Below are 19,765 nucleotides of genomic sequence, written 5' to 3'. Positions count from 1 at the left end.
ATCGACTGAATCGCCAAAAGCGTCAGATCTCCTGCAGTTGTAGCGCTCAATCGAGCGTGCGGCGGAAGCGGCTCACTGCGATGATCATCGCCAGCAACATCAGAGCAACCAGCGCGATCGCGTCGTAGCGCAGATTTTCCAGCACCGCCCCCTTCAGCATGATGGCGCGGACAATCCGTATATAATGCGTCAGCGGCAAACCCTCGCCGATATATTGCGCCCAGACCGGCATGCCCGCGAATGGAAACATGAAGCCGGACAAAAGGATGCTTGGCAGGAAGAACATCATCGACAGCTGCATCGCCTGCAACTGGTTCTGCACGATGGTGGAGAACGTGTAGCCGATCGACAGGTTAGTGGTGATGAACAGCGTGCTTAGCAACGCCAGCAGCAGCAGACTGCCCTGCACCGGCACGCCGAACAGTACAACGCCGATACCGATGATCAGCGTGGCCTGGATGAAGCCCACCAGCACATAGGGCACGATCTTGCCGAGCATCACCTCCACCGGGGTGATAGGCATCGACAGCAGGTTTTCCATGGTGCCGCGCTCGATCTCGCGCGTTACAGACAGCGCGGTAAAAATCAGCATGGTCATGGTCAAAATGGTGCCTACCAGCCCAGGCACGATGTTGAGCCGCGACGACGCCGCCGGATTGTATCGCGCATGCGCCCGAATCTCGAACGGCAGCGATGGGGGATCGCCGACAAACAGATCGTGCTGCAAGGCCGTCTGCATGGTGGTGCCGAGCGCGCCCAGCGCCGAGCCCGCCGCGACCGGATCGGTGGCATCGGCGGCGACCAGCAAAGCCGGACGGTCGCCGCGCCGCACGGCGCGTTCGAAGCCGCGCGGGATCTCCACACCGAACAGCACCTTGCCCGACAGCAGCAGGCTGTCGAACTCGGCCACCGAATGCACTTCGTGGGTGAACTGAAAGTACGAGGTGTTTTCCAGCGCCTTGAGAATCGAGCGGCCAAGGTCGCTGTCCTCCTGCAGCAGCACCGCCGTCGGAAGGTGGCGCGGCGTCGTATTGATGGCATAGCCGAACAGCAAGAGTTGCATCACCGGTATCATCACGATCATGGCGAATGAGACCCGGTCGCGACGGAGCTGAATGAACTCCTTCACCAGCATGGCGTAGCTGCGCCGCCAGAAACCGAACGGCCGCTCTTTGATCTCCCGGTCCGGTCCCTCCGCGGCACTCACTGGAAGTTGTCCTTGGCGCGCGTCATCAGATCGATGAACACATCCTCAAGCGACGGCGCACCGTGCTGCCAGTGCTGGCCCGGCCGATCACGATACGACGAAACGGTCGCTTCAAGGGCGACATGATCGCGCCCGGAGACGTGCAGGCTGGTGCCAAACGGCGCCACCATATCGATGCCGGGTTTGTCGGCAAGGTCAGCCGCAAGCTCGTTGAGCTCCGCGCCGGTGACGGTCCAGGTCGCCAGCGACGATGCCGCAATTACCTGCTCGACGGTTCCGTGGACCAGCAAATGTCCATAGGCGATATAAGCGATCTCGTGGCAGCGCTCAGCCTCGTCCATGTAGTGGGTCGAGACCAGCACGGTCAGCCCCTGCGCGGCCAGCGCATGAATCTCGTTCCAGAAGTCGCGCCGCGCTTTCGGGTCGACACCCGCGGTGGGCTCGTCGAGCAGCAGCAATTGCGGATTCGGCAGCGTGCAGGCGCCCAGTGCCAGGCGCTGCTTCCAGCCACCGGATAATTCGCCGGCCAGTTGCTCATCGCGGCCATTGAGTCCAAGCCGCTCGATCATGTCGCGCGCCGCCTGGCGCGGATCGCGCACGCCATACAGCCTGGCTACGAATTCAAGATTTTCGCGCACCGACAAATCCTGATACAGACTGAAGCGCTGGGTCATGTAGCCGACCCGGCGTTTGATCTTGTCGGCATCACGCAGGATATCGAAGCCAAGGCATGTGCCCGTCCCGCTGTCCGGCGTCAGCAGGCCGCACAGCATGCGGATCGTGGTGGTCTTGCCGGAGCCGTTGGGACCGAGGAAACCGTAGATGGTACCGCGTTTCACCTGCATCGACAGGTTATGCACCACCTCGCGGCCGTTGAACGACTTCGACAGGCCGGTCACCTCGATGGCGATGTCGGATGTGGCGACGGAGGCTGCGGTCATCGTGTCGTCGCCACGGGAATCGGCGCATGGGCGAACACGCTGACCGGCTGGCCAACACGGACGCTCGCCGGCTTGTTGGGCCGCGCCTGCACGAGATAGACGAGTTTGTTGCGTTCATCGAGACTGTAGATCACCGGCGGCGTATATTCCGCCATGGTCGCGATATAGTAGATCTTGGCCGTCAGATCGGCTGCGCAGTTGTCGCAGGTGACACGAACCTCGTCGCCAACAGCAAGTTTGGCCAGGTCGGTCTCCGGAACATAAAAGCGTACCTTCATATTGCCCGGCGGCAAGATCGACAGCACGGGCCGCTGCGCCGGCACCATCTCGCCCTCTCGAAAATAGATCTGCTGGATGATGCCGCTAACCGGCGCGAAGGCATTACGCCGCGTCAGCCGCGTTTGCGACGTGTTTACCCGTGCCTCGGCGACACGCAGCGCCGACACCGCCGCGTCCAGGTTGGCTTGGGTGCCGGAGCCTGTCTTGCTGAGCGACTGGGCGCGGTCAAAGGTCTGCTTTGCGTTGGCCAGTGTGGCGTTGTTCTGGTTGAGATCGGCCCGCTGCAGATCGTCGTCAACCGAATAGAGCGGAGCGCCGGCCTGGACCTCATCGCCTTCGCGAATGTTGAGTTTGGTGACGCGGCCGGATTCGTCAGGGCTGACAAAGATCATGTCGGCCTCAACCCAGCCCTGATAGCCGGGATCCCTGCGTTCATTGCAACCGGCAAGGGCCAGCAACGCAAGTATGCTAAACAAACGGCAGGTCCTGTGCGACGACATCATGTCGCCCTCCGTTCGCCAAAGATCAGGTCGATATGAACCTGCAACATCGTCATGGCGTCGAGTGGCGCCAGCCGCGCAAACAGCCCCTGCCAGATCACCGCGACCATGGCCGGAGCCACCAGAAGCTGCGGAAACTGTAGCAGCGCGGGATTGCGGATCTCGCCCCGCGCGATGCCGTATTCGATCATTTGCCGTATGCCAGCCATCCCTCGTTCCACCACTTCGCGGTAGTAGAATTCTGACAATGACGGGAAGCGCGCGCCCTCCGCTATGATCAGGCGCAAAATGTCGCCGCGCCGGGTTTGCGCGACGTCGCGCACAAAGCTCTCGGCGAAGCCTTCCAGCATGGCGCGGGCCGAGCCACCCGCGATCGGCGGCACGCTCATCCGGCTGATCAATGGGCCCAGCGCGCTGCGCACCAGCTCCTGGAACAGCGCCTCCTTGTCGGTGAAGTAGAGATAGATAGTGCCCTTGGCGACGCCAGCGCGTTTCGCAACGTCGTCGAGCCGGGTGGCGGCAAAGCCGCGGGCAACGAATTCGTCGAGCCCGGCGGCGATGATCGCCGCCCGCCGCTCCTCCGCTTTGGCCTCACGTTTCGATGGTGGCTTCAACGCGGCGTGCTTCGGTGCCGCCGTTCCGGCCGGCTTGGCAACAGCTTCCTTCGCTCCGCCTCGGCCAGTGGCCGCACGGGCTAATCGCATCGCCTTCGGTTTCGGTTCGGACGCGCTCATGGGTTGAATATGACTGACCAGTCAGTCATATTCAAGGCTCTTCGAACGATTTCGGCCACCGCACACTTGGTGGCTACATGAGCGTGCCGGACATCCGTGGCGCCGCCGCGTGGTCAGTTCCTTGAGAACTGACGCAGCACTCAGCCGAGTCGCCAGATCGCCTGCGGCACGTCATAGCCGCGGATCGGTACATCTCCGAGCAATTCTGCATCGTCGCACTTGTCGCCCAGTGCGTCGCGTATCGACGCAGAGATCAGCAGTTGCGATCCGAACTGCTTGTTGAGGGCCTCAAGGCGCGCCGCAAAATTCACGGTGTCGCCGATCACCGTGTATTCCTTGCGGCGCGGTGAGCCGACATTGCCGGCGATCACGGTCCCGATATGCAGCCCAATGCCGATACGTAGTGGCCATTCACTGCCGTTATTGCTGTTCTCGATGGCGGACAGCATCTCGCGGGCCGCCTGCACGGCGCAATGCGCCGCATTGGGGTCCTCGATGGGCGCGCCGAACAGCGCGAGAAATCCGTCACCGAGAAACTTGTTCACGATCCCGGAATGTCGATCCAGCACGTCGACGAGCAACGCAAACGTCTCGTCGAGCCGTTCCACCACCTGGCGCGGCGAATGCACACGGGTCGCTGCGGTGAAGTTACGGATGTCGACGAACATCACCGCGACCTGACGCATCTCGGTCGTGGAACTCGTTCCCGACGCCAGCAACCGTTCCACAACCTGCGGCGAAACATGCTGACCGAACAGATTGGTGACACGATCGCGCGCCGACGTCGCCGCGATGCTCGCCTCGAATTGGCGGCGGAGTTGCAAGCCGACCGCGCCCGCAAGAATACCGCAGAGCAGGACCATGGCGCTGCGGATAAGTTGAAACGCAAAATCCGGTGCGGGTTCCCAAGCGAATTGCACCGGATGATACAGCATGGCTAGCGCGAGCATCTGGGCGGCCGCGACAAAGCCAGTAAACGTCGACAGCCAGAAATCGAGTCGAAGCGTCGATAGAATGATGAAGATGAAATAGGACAAAGGTGCCGCAAATGCCAACGCCGCCGCCGGCCCCATCCAACCCATATGGAGATGCAGTGCAGCCGTCGGAATGCTGGTCTCGATGAGTGCGCTCAGATAGCGCCGCCCCCGCGCAATATCCTGCCCTGCAGCGATACGCTGATTAACCTTGTAAAGAACGAAAAGCTCGAACAGCAGCAGCGGGCCCGTGATCAAAAAAGACGATGCAAGATCGAACTGGCCATTGGATATGCGCGCGAAGCTCGACGGCGCCAGCAGATAGGCGATGGACAGCGACAGCGTCACGATCATCACGGTGGCGATCACCGCCTTGATCCGCAACCGCTCGGTCAACAGCATCTCGCGGCTCAGCGCATTGCGAAATTCGCGAACGGACGGATCGGCGTCGGCGGCAGACTTCAAAAGTGTCCGGAAAAAGTGAATCATTGCAGCAGTCTAGCTGCCGCAGGCTTATTGAACGAGATATTTGTCGGGAAGATCTAGCCCTTGGCGTCGCAGGCCCAGGCGCGAATGACGCATTCCTTGCCGCCGTAGTCATAGCATTTCTTGGTCGCTTGATTCAGCGAACTCGAAATACGGGGCGCCACGGCATAGCCGTGCGCGCCGCAGGGATTCTTCATGTCCACGGCGAAGGCGGCGCAGGCACGGTTGATTGTCACCGTCGTGCATTCGCCTTTGCACTGCTTCCTGGCAGCCGCGAGCGCCGCGTCCTGTGCCGGGTAATCGAAGGCCTGGCCATAGGCGCCGCACTTGCCCACAGCCAGAGCGCCGGCGGCCGAGGCCACGTCTGCGGCGCCGACGCTCAGTAGCAAAACAGCAGCGATAGTCGTGCGACAACGCGCGGCAACAAACAGTGACAATTTCCCCTCCCCCGAGGCCGAACGAGACAGACGCTACAGGGAGGGCGTTTCAACTTGGTGAACGAAAGTGAAATGCGGCGGCCCACCGCATGCGCCATGTGTTAGCCGCCCCGCGCGTCTTCCAGCGCTTGCGGCGTGTCGATATCGAGGAAGGCGCCGTGGCCTTCCACGGCCACGTCGGCCACGGCTTCGGCGTGCTTCATGATCAGGTGCCGCGCACCGACATCGCCATCCAGCGTCATCAGTTCATTGAAGAAGCGCCGCGACCACAGCACGGGGTTACCGCGCCGGCCGTCGCACATGGGCACGGCGATGAGGTTGCCGCGATCCGGCGCGAAGGCCTCGATCAACCGGTCGATCAGACGGGCATCGATCAGCGGCATGTCACCGAGGCAGACCACCGCACCATTGGCAGCTGCAGGGACGGCCGCAATGCCGGCTTTCACCGAACTGGCCAGACCATCCGCAAAATCCGGATTGTAAACGAACGCAACCTTGAGCCCGGCCAGCGCCTTCTCGACCTCCGGTGCCTGATGGCCCGTAACGACGGTCACACTGGACGCCTTCGATGCGATCGCCTGTTCGACGACTATCCGGACCAATGCCTTGCCGTTGAGTTCGGCCAGTAATTTGTTCGGACCGCCCATTCGTGTCGAGCGGCCCGCAGCCAAAACGACCGCCGCGACATTGTTATTACTGTCGGTGCCGATGGGCACGCGCGGTTGCGGCCGCGTGACGATTTCCATCAGTAGACCACCGACGCCCATGCCGGTGAGGTCGGCGCGGGTGACTTTCAGGCCTGCCAGCAAGCGCATCAACACCCAGTCGAAACCGTTTTCGACTGGCGAGCGCGCACAGCCCGGCGCGCCCAGCACCGGCACATTGCCGGCCCTGCCGATCAGAAGCAGATTGCCGGGATCGACCGGCATGCCGAAATGCTCGATGGCGCCGCCGATTTGTTCGATCGCCGACGGGATCACGTCACGGCGGTCAGCAATAGCCGAGGCGCCGAACACGATCACCAGTTCGGCGCCGAGGCCGAGCAGTTCCTTGATTGTCTTCGCCAGCGCCGTCTCGTCATGCGGCACGCGGCGCTCGGCAATGATCTTCGCGCCCGCCGGCGCAAGGCGCTCCTCGGTGACGCGCAGCGTCTTGTCGATCACCTTCGGCGACAGGCCTGGCAGCAGCGTCGAGACGATACCGACTTTCTTGACCGTGTAAGGTGCGATCCGCATCGCGCCGCCGTGCGCCGCCTCTACGGCCGCGTCGCGCAGCGTACCGGCGACTCCGAACGGGATCAGCTTGACGGTCGCGATCATCTCGCCTTCGACCACCGGCTTGTAGGCCGCCAGCGTCGCAAAGGTGATGGCTTCATCAACGGCATTGATCCGATCGACGACGGCGCGATCGACGACAAGCACGCCCGGCGTCGCCGCAAACAGATTGGCGCGGCCGGTGAAGGCGCGCTCGACGCTGACACCCTCGCCTGCCACGGCCTGCGCGATGCTGGCGGCTGCGACGTCCTCGGACACATCGCCGTCTTCGAGACGCACGACGACGACGTCCTTGACGCCCGCGCTGGTCAGCGCAGCAACCTCATCGGGACCGATGGTCGTGCCCTTCTTGAGAACGAGCGAGCCCTGACGCAACGTATGGACGGTGACGCCGCCGAGCGCATCCGCCGGGCAGGCGGGACCGAACTTCATGTCGCGCCCGCCTTGATCGCGTCTTTTGGCATACGCAGCACCGCAGTGATCTCGGCCATGATCGAGACCGCGATTTCCGACGGCGACACCGCGCCAATGTTCAAACCGATCGGTGCCTTGATCCGCGCGAAGTCGGCTTCGCTGATGCCCAGCGCTTTCAACCGCTCGCCGCGCTTCGCGTGGGTCTTCCGCGATCCGAGCGCGCCGATATAGAAGCAGTTCTTCTCGAACGCATGCAGCAGCGCGGGATCGTCGATCTTCGGATCATGGGTCACCGCGACGAAGGCCGTGTAATGATCGATGTTGAGACCCGGCAGTGCCTCTTCGGGCCATTCGGCGATCAGCTTCACATCCGGGAAGCGCTCAACGCTGGCAAAAGCCGTGCGCGGATCGACCACCGTCACATCGTAATCCAGCGAGCGTGCCAGCGGCGCCAGCGCCTGGCTGATATGGACGGCACCGATAATCACGAGGCGCGCGGTCGGCGCGTAGACATTCAGGAACAGTTTCTTGCCGTCGGCCTCGACCATCCCGCTCCTGCCCATGCGGAGTTGCTTCTCGAGCTCGGCATGCAGCGGATCCGCGCCGAAGTCGGCAGCCTTCACCAGGCGTTGTGTTCCGTCGGATATATCGGTGATCAAAATGACAGGACGCCGGGCGGCGCGCTCGGCATTCAGAGTGGCAAGTGTCTCGGCTTTCACGACTGCCCCACCTTCTCGACGAACACGCGGATGGTGCCGCCGCAGGACAGGCCGACATTCCAGGCGGTCTCGTCGGCCACGCCGAATTCGAGCAATTTCGGCTCGCCACTCGCAATCACATCGAGCGCTTCGGTGACCACGGCGCCCTCGACGCAACCGCCTGAGACCGACCCCAGGAAAGTGCCATCGTCATTGATGACGAGATTCGAGCCTGCGGGGCGCGGCGCTGAGCCCCAGGTTTCGACCACGGTGGCCAGCGCCACGCCGTGGCCGGCCTTCTGCCACGCCTCGGCGGCCTGCAGGATGTCTTCATCGCGATTGAGCATGGAAGCCTCTCTTAAGCTGCGGGCCGGATCAGGCTACGGTGATGGACCGGAGGTGCCGACGACAGCGCCTTGATCAGTCCGTCGATCGAACTCAAATTATGCACCGGGCGGAATTCGTCAACGTGCGGAAGCATCATTTTGATGCCCTGCGCCTTCGGCTCGAAGCCGTCGAAGCGCAAGAGCGGATTGAGCCAGATCAGCCGCCGGCAGGACCGATGCAACCGGTCCATCTCGAAAGCCAGTTGCGAATCCGCCTCGCGCTCCAGCCCGTCCGAGATCAACAGAACGATAGCACCCTGGCCGAGCACACGGCGTCCCCACAGCTTGTTGAAATTATGCAGCGACGCGGAAATGCGCGTGCCACCGGCCCAGTCTTCCACCGAGGCCGAGCATGAGGCCAGCGCCTCGTCGGGATCACGCGACCGCAGCGCCCGCGTCACATTGGTCAGCCGAGTGCCAAACAGGAAGACCGAGACCCGCTTGCGGGCGTCGGTGATAGCGTGGAGGAAGTGCAGGAACAGCCGGGTATATTCGCTCATCGAGCCGGAGATATCGAGCAGCGCCACGATCGGCGCCGGCTTGTCGATCAGGCCGAGCCTGCGGATATCGATGATGTCACCGCCCGTGCGCAAGCTGCCGCGCAGCGTGCGCCGCAGATCGAGCCGCGCGCCGTGCTTGTCCGGCTGGGTGCGGCGTGTGCGCAGTTCAGCTTGCGGCAGTCGCATATTGGCAATGGCGCGGGTGACCTCGGCGATCTCCGCGGCGCTCATCTGCGCAAAATCCTTCTTCTGCAGCACCTCGCGGTCGGAGACCGACAGCCTGATCTCCTGCTCCTGCGGTGCCTCGCGCTCTTCGCCTCGCGCCGGCTGTGCCATGGCCTCCTGCACGCGGCGCGAGGCCGGCGGCGGTTTGCGCTTGGCGTCGTCAGGCAACGGCACCGAATCCAGCATCTGCTTCCACTCGTCGGCCGCGCGGAAGAACAGGTCGAAGGCCTGGGCAAACACCAACGCATGCTCGTGGCGCTTGACGAAGATCGCCTCCAGTGTCGTGAACACGTCGGCGCGCTTGCCGATCTCGATCATCTGCAAGGCATTGAGCGCATCGATCACGGCACCCGGCCCGACCGGCAGCCCGGCAGCGCGCAGCGCGCGCGCAAAGCCGATGACATTGTCGGCCATCTGACCGGTCGGTGGATTGAGATGGTCGATGGACAATCCGGTCTCCGTCATTCCGGGCGAGCGCATCTTGCGCGACCCATCATCGCTGTCATTCCGGGGCGGCCGCGCCTTCGCGAACGCAGCTACTCCAATTGGAGTGGCGGGGAATCCCGTGTTGTGCGCTGAACATTTCGGGATTCCGGGTTCGCGTGCGGCTGACGCCGCCCGCGCCCCGGAATGACAAGCGTTAGTTGTCGCTCGTCGCTTCCTTGATGACCTTCGCCAACGTATCACCCTGCATGCGCTGGATGTCGTCCTGATACTTCAACAGCGCGCCCAGCGTATCGCCAACCACCTGCGGCGTCAGCGAGCGAGCGTCGAGTTCGGTCAGCGCCGTCGCCCAGTCCAGCGTCTCGGCAACGCCCGGCGACTTGTAGAAATCCTGGTCGCGCAGCGCCTGCACGAATTTCACCACCTGCTGCGAGAGCTTGGCGGAGATGCCCGGCACGCGCGACTTGACGATGGCAAGCTCGCGCTCGGCGGCGGGATAGTCGACCCAGTGATAGAGACAACGCCGCTTCAGCGCGTCGTGGATCTCGCGCGTGCGGTTCGACGTCACGATGACGATCGGCGGCGCCGGCGCCTTCACCGTGCCGAGTTCGGGTATGGTCACCTGAAAGTCACTGAGGATTTCGAGCAGATACGCCTCGAACGCTTCATCGGCGCGATCGAGTTCGTCGATCAGCAAGACCGGCGCGCCGTTCACGTCCGGCTCCAGCGCCTGCAGTAGCGGACGTTTGATCAGATAGCGCTCGGCGAAGATGTCGCTGGCGAGCTGATCGCGATCGGTATCGCCAGCCGCCTCCGCCAGACGGATCGCGATCATCTGCGAGGCGCTGTTCCACTCATAGACCGCTGATGAGACGTCGAGGCCTTCATAGCATTGCAGCCGGATCAGCTTGCGGCCCAATGCCGCCGACAGCACCTTGGCGATTTCGGTCTTGCCGACGCCGGCCTCGCCTTCGAGAAACAGCGGCCGGCCCATCTTCAATGCCAGATAGGTGACTGTCGCCAGCGAACGCTCGGCGAGATAGCCGTGCGATGTCAGCAATTCCAGCATGCCATCGACGGAGGTGGGAAGCGCCGATGGCTTAGTCATGGGAGAACCAATCCGGGAAAGCACGGACCTGACAAATATCAGGCCCGATTGTTGGCGGCTTCGACCGCACGCTTGGCCAGCACGCCAATCAGATGCGCGCGATATTCGGCGCTGCCATGGAGATCGCTGTTGAGGCCTTCGGCAGGCACACTAAGCCCGTCCAGCGCCTTTGGCGAGAACCGCTTCTGCAACGCAGCCTCGAACTCCTCGACGCGGAACACGCCATCCGAGCCAGCGCCGGTGACGGCGACACGTACGCCCGACGGTAGACGCGCCACGAACACACCGACCAGCGCATAGCGCGAGGCCTGGTTGCGGAATTTGATATAGGCCGCCTTCTTCGGCACCGGGAACGAGACCTTGGTGATGATCTCGTCGCTCTCCAGCGCCGTCGTGAACAGGCCCTGGAAGAATTCTTCCGGCTTCAGCTTGCGCTTGTTGGTTACAATGGTGGCGCCAAGCGCCATCACGGCTGCGGGATAGTCCGCGGTCGGGTCGTTATTGGCGAGCGAACCACCGATGGTGCCCTTGTGGCGCACGGCGGGATCGCCGATCAGGCCGGCGAGTTCAGCCAGCGCGGGGATCGCTTCGCCGACAACCGGCGACGCAGCGACATTCGCATGCGTGGCCAACGCGCCGATCACCAGGGAGCGGCCCTTCATCTCGATGCCGTCGACACCCTCGATATGCGAGAGATCGATGATATGCGGCGGCGCGGCCAGACGCTGCTTCATGACCGGCACCAGCGTGTGGCCTCCGGCGATCAGCTTCGCGTCCTCGTTCTTGATCAGAAGATTGGCGGCCTGCCGCACGGTCGACGGACGATGATATTTGAATTCGTACATGGGTGGGGATCCCTGATTCGCGGTGCGCGATTATCGTTGTGCGTCGTTATGCGAGATCGGACTTCGCCATCGCCTTGGCGCCGGCTGCGATCGACGCCACGATGTTCTGATAACCGGTGCAGCGACAGAGGTTGCCCTCGAGTTCTTCGCGGATCAGATGATCGCTGAGATCATGTCCCTTGCGATGCACGAGGTCCACCGCAGTCATGATCATGCCTGGCGTGCAGAAGCCGCACTGCAGGCCGTGGTGCTCGCGAAACGCTTCCTGCATCGGATGCAGCGGCGCGCCGTCGGCTGCGAGACCTTCGATGGTCTTCACCTCGTGGCCATCGGCCATGACAGCGAGCGTGGTGCAGGACTTCACGGCCTTGCCGTCGAGATGCACAACACAGGCGCCGCATTGCGACGTGTCGCAACCCACATGGGTGCCGGTGAGCCGCAGATTCTCACGCAGAAACTGCACCAGCAATGTGCGCGGATCGATATTGCCGGTGACGGGATTGCCGTTCACGATCATCGAGATTTTGGCCATATGCACTCTCTTGGTCCGCACCGCCATTGCGTGGCTGAGCGGTCATTAAAATCATTCCAAATGGATAATATGGCCCATCCCGGCAATGAGCAACCTCAAGTCGGGACGGTCTCTGGTGTGTTTTTCTGCGGCATCAAGCACACTTGATCGCCGCTATCAGACGCTTCGGGCCTTAGCCCTGAACGGCCTTGGCGAAGTTCGCGAAGAACTCGTCAGCGATCTTCTTCGCCGAACCGTTGATCAGGCGCTGGCCGAGCTGGGCCAGCTTGCCGCCGATCTGGGCCTCGACATTGTAGGTCAAGAGCGTACCGCCATCCTTGTCGGTCAGCCCAACAGCGGCGCCGCCCTTGGCGAAGCCGGCCACGCCGCCCTCACCTTCACCGGTGATCTTGTAGCCGTTCGGCGGATCGAGATCGCTCAGCGTGACCTTGCCCTTGAAACGGGCGGAGACTGGACCGACCTTGATCTTGGCGGTGGCGCGGAAACCACCTTCCTCGGTGGTCTCGAGTTCTTCGCAACCCGGGATACAGGCCTTCAGCACTGCGGGGTCGTTGAGCTTTTCCCACACCACTTCGCGGGGCGCGGCAAGCTGGACTTCACCGCTCATCGTCATGGCCATGGGTCTGTCTCCTGAATTTGTCGCCGTCCGGAATTGAGGCTGTCATCCCCAAGGGATTTAACCCCCAATCCCAAGTAATGCACGGACGGCGCAAAGGAAAGACCGTCCGGCGGGATGGGGCGATGCCTATTCGCAATGCAACAGACACGGCGGCAGAAAGATTGCGGGGGATTGGCAGACCCTGTCCGGAATGGTTAGGGTCCCGCGCATATGAGCACATCCCTCTCCCCCCTGTTGGCACCGCTGCTGTCGAGTGCCGCAATGCGCGCCGTCTGCGACGATGCCGCCACGCTGCAGCATATGCTGGACTTCGAGGCCGCTCTGGCGCGGGCAGAGGCCGCCGTCGGGGTGATTCCCGCCAGCGCCGTGACGGCCATCGAAGCTGCCTGCCAGGCCGACCAGTTCGATCTGGCTGCGCTGGCCGAAGCCGCCACACGTTCCGGCAATCTGGCCATCCCGCTGGTCAAGACGCTCACCGCCAAAGTGGCGAAGGCCGATGCCGAGGCCGCGCGCTACGTGCATTGGGGCGCCACCAGCCAGGATGTCATCGACAGCGCCACCATGCTCGGCCTGCGCGCCGCCATTGATGCTCTGCTCGCGGATCTCGACCGCGCCATCGCCGGCTTTGCGGCCCTCGCGGTCAAGCACCGCAAAACCGCTGTGGTCGCCCGCACCTGGCTGCAGCACGCCCTGCCGATGCCATTCGGGCTGAAGCTCGCGGAGTATGCCTCCGCCCTGCACCGCTCGCGCCTGCGCCTGCAGCGGTTGCGCACTGAAGGCCTCGCGCTGCAATTCGGCGGCGCCGCCGGCACCCTGGCTGCGCTCGGCGACAAGGGCCTCGTCGTTGCGGAGCAACTCGCCAGGGAATTGCAGCTGCCGCTGCCCGATGCGCCATGGCATACCCATCGCGACCGCATCGCCGAAGTGGCTTCGGTGCTGGCGATCCTGTCCGGCAGTTGCGGCAAGATCGCCCGCGACGTGTCGCTGATGATGCAGACCGATGTCGGCGAAGCGTTCGAACCCTCTGGCGAAGGCCGCGGCGGCTCCTCCACCATGCCGCATAAGCGCAATCCGGTGGCATCGGCCTCCGCGCTTGGCGCCGCGACTATGGCACCAAACCTCGCTGCAACGATCTTTGCCGCGCAGATCCAGGATCATGAACGCAGTGCGGGACCGTGGCACGCGGAATGGCCGACGCTGCCGACATTGCTGCTGGTGACATCGGGCGCTCTTGCTGCCATCGTCGATATCGCCGAAGGGCTCGAGGTCGACGCCGAGCGCATGCGCCTCAATCTCGATGAAACCCACGGCCTCATCATGGCCGAAGCCGTGACCTTTGCCCTCGCCGAAAAGCTCGGCAAGAGCGACGCGCATCATCTGGTCGAAGCCGCCACCAAGCGCGCCGTCGCCGAGAAGAAACATCTGCGCGACGTGCTCACGGCCGATCCCAAGGTCAGCGCACAGCTTAGCGCTGCCGCGATCGCCAAACTGTTCGAGCCGATGGATTATCAGGGTGTCTCGCAAGCCCTGATCGACCGCCTGCTCGCCTCACTCGCTTAAGAAGAAACCCGGGAGACACACCATGCCCATGATCGACGCCGACGGCTGCCTGCTGAATGTCTCCGTGGAGGGCCGCGACAGCGGGCCGACGCTGATGATGTCGAATTCGCTCGGCTGCACAATGGCGATGTGGGAGCCGCAGATGCCGGCGCTGACAAAGCTGTTTCGTGTGATCCGCTATGATCGCCGGGGTCACGGCAAGTCCGGCATGAACGGCCCGACTTCGATGGAGCGCTACGGCCGCGACGTGCTGGCGATCCTCGACGATCTCAATATCGACAAGGTGCACTGGTGCGGCTTGTCGATGGGCGGCATGGTCGGCCAGTGGCTAGGCGCCAACGCGCCGGAGCGTTTCAACAAGATCATCCTTGCCAATACCAGTTGCTACTATCCGGACCCGACCAACTGGCACAACCGCATCAAGGCCGTCCGCGAAGGCGGACTGGCCTCCGTGGCGGATGCCGTGATCGGTGGCTGGCTCACCGCTGACTTCCGTGAGCGCGAACCCGAAACCACCGCCAGAATGAAGGCGATGCTGATAGCGTCCCCGGTCGAAGGTTATCTCGCCGCCTGCGAGGCGCTGAGCACGCTCGATCAACGCGCGCTGCTCCCCAAGATCAAGAGCCCCACGCTGGTGATCGCCGGCCGTCAGGACAATGCGACGCCGGTATCGGCGGGCGAGATGATCCGCAGTGGCATTCCGGGCGCCAGCATGACGCTCCTGGACGCCGCACACATCTCGAATGTCGAACAGCCCTACGCCTTCACTGACGCCGTGGTCGGCTTCCTGACCCAGCATTGAACGGAGATCAGAGATGGACGAGCAGCAACGCGCCGCTGAAGGCACCGCGAAACGCCGCAAGGTTCTCGGCAATGCATGGGTCGATAAATCGGCTGCCGGCAAAAACGCATTCAATGCTGATTTTCTGGATCTGATCAGCCGCTACGCCTGGGGCGAGATCTGGACGCGGCCGCATTTCGACGATCGCACGCGCCGCGTATTGGTGATCGGCACCATGCTGGCGCTCGGCCAGTGGGACGAATTTCGCATGCATGTGCGTGCCGCCCTCACCGAAGGCGGCTTCACGCCAGACGACATCAAGGAAATTCTGCTGCAGCAGGCGATCTATTGCGGCGTGCCGGCGGCCAATCACGCCACCAAGGAAGCCGGCGCGATCATCAAAGAGCTCGGGCTCGCTATCTAGGCGACCTCTTATTCAGGCGACTTTTTGCAAAAGCTGTGCGTCGTTGGCTGCCTTGCCCGGCTGCCCGGGGTCGAGCTCCTGCGCCGTTTCGCGACGCAACGGCGGCTCGATGGTCATCAACACCGCGGTGCCCAGCAGCAGCAGCAATTCGGTAATGTGCAGCCGCATCGCGATGATCTCACCGACCTTCGATGCCATCACCATGCTGGCGAACGAGATCACGCCGCCGATGCCAAGCGCCAACGCCAGCGCCTCGTCGCAGCCGCCCGTCTTGCGGATTTTCGGCCGCGTGATGAAGACGAGGAATACCGTGAAGAAAGCGACCACCGTCAGCTTGCCGACGGCGAGCAGCCACGCATAGCGCACCGTGCCCATGCTGGAAAATTGCATGTAGTCGCTGAGAAATAACGCCAGCGAAATATTGGGCCGCTCATAGAAGCCCTGGATCGGCGAGACCATGATCCGGAACGCAAAGATCGTCCAGGTCGGGATGAAATAGCAGGCGATCAGCGCGCCCGTGAACGTGCTGATCCGCCAGGTCTGAAACGTACCAGTCTGAAATGTCCCAGCCTGAAGGGTTCCGGTCTGATCCGTGCTGCTCTGGTCCATGACGCCGTCCACCGCTCTGTCGGCGACTCCCCGGGAATCGCACGCCTCGGCCGACGTAACGCCCGTTCAATCAGACGGACAACGTAAACCAATTGGTAACCTTAACTGGAGAATCAGCGGGATAACGGCGGGCCGGAATACGATCAGGACTTGCCAAAGGAAAAGCCCCGCCTTTCGGCGGGACTTTCCATATGGGCCGCTAGGCACGGCCCAACTCTCGATTGATGTCTGCCTGAAGACCTATCTCTGGCCCTGCCGGCTCGGGTCCTGCTCATGGCCAGGATTATGCGCCCCGCCACCCTGCTGCTGGCCCGGCTTCTGCCCGGGAGTCTGGCTCTGCTGGCCTGGCTTTTGCTGACCGGGCTTTTGCTGGTTCTGATTGGACATTCTTCAATCTCCTTTGTTGAACCATTCAACGCGCGACAACGTGCGGCCTCGATGTTCGTTTCGGTTCCCTCGTGATGATTGCAAGGCCGTTGCACGGCGCAACTGTGACACCGGAACAGCCGCCAATAAGGCGCGGATTTGTGTGCGCTGCGGCGCAACAGAAGGGACGCAAATCGCCGCGAAAAACAGCATGTACAGGCTACTTTAGCCGCATCGCTCCCTGTTGCCGCCTCCAATGGCCGCTGTTAGAAAACGATACAACGACGCAATGATCCGGCTGCCGGATCATGGTGGCGCCTCACTCGAATTCGGCAGCGCATGGATTATTTCGCCCAGCAACTGATCAACGGCCTCGTGCTCGGCTCCATCTATGGCCTGATCGCGATCGGCTACACGATGGTCTACGGCATCGTCGGCATGATCAATTTCGCCCATGGCGACATCTTCATGATCGGCGGCTTCATCGCGCTGATCACGTTTCTCATCCTGGTGTCGATCGGCCTCACCGCGGTGCCGGTAATCCTGCTGCTGGTACTCCTGGTCTCGATGGCGATCACCTCGCTCTATGGCTGGACCATCGAGCGCATCGCCTATCGTCCCCTGCGCCACTCCTTCCGCCTCGCGCCGATGCTGTCGGCGATCGGCATGTCCTTCGTGCTGAGCAATTTCTCGCAGGTGGCACAGGGCGCCCGCGTCAAGCCGGTGCCGCCGATCATCACCGGCGGCTACACGCTTCATGAAGGCGCCGACGGTTTCGCCGTGCGCCTCTCCAACATCCAGATCATCGTCGTCATCACCACCATCGTTCTGCTGGCGCTGTTCACCTGGCTGGTCGCGCGCACGCGCCTCGGCCGTGACATGCGCGCCTGCGAGCAGGACCAGACCATGGCCTCGCTGCTCGGCGTCGATGTCGATCGCACCATCTCCATGACCTTCGTGATTGGCGCCGCGCTCGCCGCCGTCGCGGGCATGATGTACCTGCTCTATTATGGCCTGGTCGACTTCTTTATGGGTTTCGTCGCCGGTATCAAGGCCTTTACGGCCGCTGTGCTCGGCGGCATCGGCTCGCTGCCCGGCGCCATGCTTGGCGGCTTGCTGATCGGCCTGATCGAGACATTGTGGGCCGCCTACTTCTCCACCGAATACAAAGACGTCGCCGCTTTTTCGATTCTGATCGTGGTGCTGATCTTCCTGCCAACCGGCCTGCTCGGCCGCCCCGAAGTCGAAAAAGTCTGACGGGATCCAAGTGGCAGCACACGCATCACAAGCTAAAACTGCCCGCGGCCCGGACGCTGCATTCATCCTGAAGAAGGCCGTGATCTCCGCGCTGGTGGCGCTGGTGCTGTTCTCGCTGATGATCGGCATCCGCACCGAGGCCGGCTCCGACGGGCAACTGACCTGGTGGACCCGCTTCGGCGATCTCGCCACGATGGTCGCCGTGGTGTTCGGCGGCAGTATCGTGATGGAACTGCTGCGGCACTGGTGGGGACCGGTGGATACTGCGCGCGTGGTGCCGCCCTCGGCGCAGAAGGCATTTTCCTTCGCCGGCCGCGCGCTGGTGCCGGCGCTGCTGATCTTCACCTTCCTCGTGCCGGTGATCTTCTACGACGAACGCTACATCCTCGATCTCGGCATTCTCGTGCTGACCTACGTGATGCTCGGCTGGGGCCTCAATGTGGTGGTCGGCCTCGCCGGCCTGCTCGATCTCGGCTATGTCGCCTTCTATGCCGTCGGCGCCTATTCCTACGCGCTGCTGGCCACCAATTTCGGCCTGTCGTTCTGGATCTGCCTGCCGCTCGCCGGCATTCTCGCCGCGTTCTTCGGCGTACTGCTCGGCTTTCCCGTCCTGCGGCTGCGCGGCGACTACCTCGCCATCGTCACCCTGGCGTTCGGCGAGATCATCCGCCTCGTCATCATCAACTGGCAGACCCTCACCGGCGGCCCCAACGGCATCTCCGGCATTCCACGCCCCACGATGTTCGGCATTCCGCTGACCCCGGGCGATGACGGCCTTGCCGCCTTGCTGCGTATCGAGTTCTCGCCAACCCATCGCATCGTCTTCCTGTTCTATCTGATCCTCGCCCTCGCGCTGCTGACCAACTGGGTCACCATCCGCCTGCGCCGCCTGCCCATTGGCCGCGCCTGGGAAGCGCTGCGTGAGGATGAGGTCGCCTGCCGTGCGCTGGGCATCAACACCACAACCACCAAGCTCACCGCCTTCGCCACGGGCGCCATGTTCGGCGGCCTTGCCGGCGCGTTCTTCGCGACCCGCCAGGGCTTCATCAGCCCCGAGTCGTTCACCTTCCACGAGTCGGCGCTGGTGCTGGCCATCGTCGTGCTTGGCGGCATGGGCTCGCAGCTCGGCGTGGCGCTCGCAGCGCTTGCGATGATCGGCGGCTTCGAACTGTTCAGAGGACTCGAGCAGTTCCGCATGCTGGTGTTCGGCGGCGCCATGGTGTTGCTGATGATCTGGCGGCCGCGCGGCTTGATCGGCCACCGCGCGCCCACCGTCTTTCTCGAACGCAACACCGCGATCTCGTCCGACCTCGTCAAAGAGGGGCACGGATGAATATCAACGACATTCTCAGCGTCGAAAATCTGACAATGCGGTTCGGTGGCATCGTCGCCGTCAACGATCTCAGTTTCTCGGCCGAGCGCGGCAAGATCACCGCGCTGATCGGCCCCAACGGCGCCGGCAAGACCACCGTCTTCAATTGCATCACCGGCTTCTACAAGCCGACATCCGGCACCATCCGCCTGCGCAACGGCGACGACGAATGGCGGCTCGAGAAGCTCAACGATTTCCGCATCTCGAAGATCGCCAAGGTCGCCCGCACCTTTCAGAACATCCGGCTGTTTCCCGGCATGACCGCGCTGGAAAACCTGATGGTGGCACAGCACAACACGCTGATGCGCGCTTCGGGATTCACGTTTCTCGGCCTGTTCGGCGTGCCCAGCTATCGCGCCGCCGAGAAGGCTGCGATCGACCTCGCGCGCACCTGGCTCGATCAGATCGGCCTGCTGGAGCGCGCCGACGATGCCGCCGGCAACCTGCCTTACGGCGACCAGCGCCGTCTCGAGATCGCGCGCGCAATGTGCACCGAGCCGGCGCTGCTCTGCCTCGATGAGCCCGCCGCGGGCCTCAATGCGCGCGAGAGCGCGGCGCTCAATGAGTTGTTGCTGAAGATCCGCGCTGAACATGGCACCTCGATCCTGCTCATCGAGCACGACATGTCGGTCGTGATGGAGATCTCCGACCATATCAATGTGCTCGATTACGGCGTGAAGATCGCCGACGGCACGCCGCAGCAAATCCGCGACAATCCTAAAGTCATCGCCGCCTATCTCGGTGCGGATGAAGAGGAAGCCATGGCGGTGATGGAGGGCGAGACGTGAGCGCC

Annotated in this window: 22 protein-coding genes; 6 read left to right on the top strand and 16 right to left on the bottom strand. The window is 63.0% G+C overall.

The features are described from left to right. Positions 1 to 46: 46 nt before the first annotated feature. From AC1RLZ_RS00870 to AC1RLZ_RS00805, 14 genes are all read right to left on the bottom strand, one after another. Entirely contained in the window at positions 47 to 1,207 is a 1,161-nt protein-coding gene (locus AC1RLZ_RS00870; protein WP_493187103.1) for an ABC transporter permease, read from the bottom strand. Then, positions 1,204 to 2,148: an ABC transporter ATP-binding protein gene (locus AC1RLZ_RS00865; protein WP_493187102.1), complete on the bottom strand. Its 945-nt coding sequence runs from the start codon at positions 2,146 to 2,148 to the stop codon at positions 1,204 to 1,206. Before AC1RLZ_RS00865 ends, AC1RLZ_RS00870 begins: the two co-directional genes overlap by 4 nt. Beyond that, positions 2,145 to 2,930, bottom strand: coding sequence for an HlyD family secretion protein (locus AC1RLZ_RS00860; RefSeq protein WP_493187101.1), 786 nt, complete (start codon positions 2,928 to 2,930; stop codon positions 2,145 to 2,147). Before AC1RLZ_RS00860 ends, AC1RLZ_RS00865 begins: the two co-directional genes overlap by 4 nt. After that, entirely contained in the window at positions 2,927 to 3,661 is a 735-nt protein-coding gene (locus AC1RLZ_RS00855; protein WP_493187100.1) for a TetR/AcrR family transcriptional regulator, read from the bottom strand. The genes AC1RLZ_RS00860 and AC1RLZ_RS00855 overlap by 4 nt, the downstream gene beginning before the upstream one ends. A 140-nt stretch (positions 3,662 to 3,801) precedes the next feature. Then, a complete protein-coding gene (locus tag AC1RLZ_RS00850) occupies positions 3,802 to 5,100 on the bottom strand; it encodes an adenylate/guanylate cyclase domain-containing protein (protein ID WP_493187099.1) in 1,299 nt (432 codons plus the stop codon). Between the two features lie 77 nt (positions 5,101 to 5,177). After that, the gene (locus AC1RLZ_RS00845) at positions 5,178 to 5,558 is read right to left on the bottom strand and encodes a DUF4189 domain-containing protein (protein WP_493187098.1); all 381 of its coding nucleotides are present in this window, start codon (positions 5,556 to 5,558) and stop codon (positions 5,178 to 5,180) included. A gap of 101 nt (positions 5,559 to 5,659) precedes the next feature. Then, positions 5,660 to 7,264 carry an NTP transferase domain-containing protein gene (locus AC1RLZ_RS00840; RefSeq protein ID WP_493187097.1) on the bottom strand — a complete coding sequence of 535 codons (1,605 nt, stop codon included), beginning with the start codon at positions 7,262 to 7,264 and terminating at the stop codon, positions 5,660 to 5,662. Further along, positions 7,261 to 7,965: an XdhC family protein gene (locus tag AC1RLZ_RS00835; RefSeq protein WP_493187096.1), complete on the bottom strand. Its 705-nt coding sequence runs from the start codon at positions 7,963 to 7,965 to the stop codon at positions 7,261 to 7,263. Before AC1RLZ_RS00835 ends, AC1RLZ_RS00840 begins: the two co-directional genes overlap by 4 nt. Beyond that, entirely contained in the window at positions 7,962 to 8,291 is a 330-nt protein-coding gene (locus AC1RLZ_RS00830) for an XdhC family protein (protein ID WP_068736040.1), read from the bottom strand. Before AC1RLZ_RS00830 ends, AC1RLZ_RS00835 begins: the two co-directional genes overlap by 4 nt. An 11-nt stretch (positions 8,292 to 8,302) precedes the next feature. Then, entirely contained in the window at positions 8,303 to 9,520 is a 1,218-nt protein-coding gene (locus tag AC1RLZ_RS00825) for a vWA domain-containing protein (protein WP_371419945.1), read from the bottom strand. A 175-nt stretch (positions 9,521 to 9,695) separates the two neighbouring features. After that, the gene (locus AC1RLZ_RS00820) at positions 9,696 to 10,607 is read right to left on the bottom strand and encodes an AAA family ATPase (protein ID WP_493187095.1); all 912 of its coding nucleotides are present in this window, start codon (positions 10,605 to 10,607) and stop codon (positions 9,696 to 9,698) included. 38 nt (positions 10,608 to 10,645) lie between these two features. Beyond that, positions 10,646 to 11,452, bottom strand: coding sequence for an FAD binding domain-containing protein (locus AC1RLZ_RS00815; protein WP_493187094.1), 807 nt, complete (start codon positions 11,450 to 11,452; stop codon positions 10,646 to 10,648). Positions 11,453 to 11,498: 46 nt separating this feature from the next. Then, positions 11,499 to 11,984, bottom strand: a complete 486-nt coding sequence (locus AC1RLZ_RS00810; RefSeq protein WP_089264990.1) for a (2Fe-2S)-binding protein — start codon at positions 11,982 to 11,984, stop codon at positions 11,499 to 11,501. A 172-nt stretch (positions 11,985 to 12,156) separates the two neighbouring features. Further along, the gene (locus AC1RLZ_RS00805; RefSeq protein ID WP_371419846.1) at positions 12,157 to 12,603 is read right to left on the bottom strand and encodes an SRPBCC family protein; all 447 of its coding nucleotides are present in this window, start codon (positions 12,601 to 12,603) and stop codon (positions 12,157 to 12,159) included. 210 nt (positions 12,604 to 12,813) lie between these two features. Here AC1RLZ_RS00805 and AC1RLZ_RS00800 point away from each other — a divergent pair, with 210 nt between their 5' ends. From AC1RLZ_RS00800 to AC1RLZ_RS00790, 3 genes are read left to right on the top strand one after another with little or no spacing between them, the layout of a single operon-like run. Next, positions 12,814 to 14,163 carry a 3-carboxy-cis,cis-muconate cycloisomerase gene (locus AC1RLZ_RS00800; RefSeq protein ID WP_493187093.1) on the top strand — a complete coding sequence of 450 codons (1,350 nt, stop codon included), beginning with the start codon at positions 12,814 to 12,816 and terminating at the stop codon, positions 14,161 to 14,163. Positions 14,164 to 14,185: 22 nt separating this feature from the next. Next, on the top strand, positions 14,186 to 14,965 hold the full coding sequence (pcaD, locus tag AC1RLZ_RS00795) for a 3-oxoadipate enol-lactonase (RefSeq protein ID WP_371419848.1): 780 nt from the start codon (positions 14,186 to 14,188) through the stop codon (positions 14,963 to 14,965). A 13-nt stretch (positions 14,966 to 14,978) separates the two neighbouring features. Then, positions 14,979 to 15,368: a carboxymuconolactone decarboxylase family protein gene (locus AC1RLZ_RS00790; protein ID WP_120292724.1), complete on the top strand. Its 390-nt coding sequence runs from the start codon at positions 14,979 to 14,981 to the stop codon at positions 15,366 to 15,368. Between the two features lie 12 nt (positions 15,369 to 15,380). On the opposite strand, the gene AC1RLZ_RS00785 is transcribed toward AC1RLZ_RS00790, so the two are convergent. Together AC1RLZ_RS00785 and AC1RLZ_RS00780 are read right to left on the bottom strand one after the other, a co-directional pair. Then, entirely contained in the window at positions 15,381 to 15,977 is a 597-nt protein-coding gene (locus AC1RLZ_RS00785) for a hypothetical protein (RefSeq protein WP_493187092.1), read from the bottom strand. Between the two features lie 240 nt (positions 15,978 to 16,217). Beyond that, positions 16,218 to 16,364, bottom strand: a complete 147-nt coding sequence (locus AC1RLZ_RS00780) for a hypothetical protein (RefSeq protein ID WP_371419850.1) — start codon at positions 16,362 to 16,364, stop codon at positions 16,218 to 16,220. Between the two features lie 318 nt (positions 16,365 to 16,682). Here AC1RLZ_RS00780 and AC1RLZ_RS00775 point away from each other — a divergent pair, with 318 nt between their 5' ends. Genes AC1RLZ_RS00775 through AC1RLZ_RS00765 form a run of 3 tightly spaced genes read left to right on the top strand, consistent with a single transcriptional unit; the run spans position 16,683 to position 19,760 of the window. Continuing rightward, a complete protein-coding gene (locus AC1RLZ_RS00775; RefSeq protein ID WP_371419851.1) occupies positions 16,683 to 17,600 on the top strand; it encodes an ABC transporter permease subunit in 918 nt (305 codons plus the stop codon). Between the two features lie 10 nt (positions 17,601 to 17,610). Beyond that, positions 17,611 to 18,933, top strand: coding sequence for a high-affinity branched-chain amino acid ABC transporter permease LivM (gene livM, locus AC1RLZ_RS00770; RefSeq protein ID WP_371419852.1), 1,323 nt, complete (start codon positions 17,611 to 17,613; stop codon positions 18,931 to 18,933). Next, positions 18,930 to 19,760, top strand: a complete 831-nt coding sequence (locus AC1RLZ_RS00765; RefSeq protein ID WP_493187091.1) for an ABC transporter ATP-binding protein — start codon at positions 18,930 to 18,932, stop codon at positions 19,758 to 19,760. The genes livM and AC1RLZ_RS00765 overlap by 4 nt, the downstream gene beginning before the upstream one ends. Positions 19,761 to 19,765 lie beyond the last annotated feature (5 nt).

It is taken from the genome of Tardiphaga sp. GW822-FHT04G09 (genome assembly GCF_058800725.1).
Note: the sequence above shows the minus strand (reverse complement) of the source record. Positions and strands in the feature narration are given on the sequence as shown.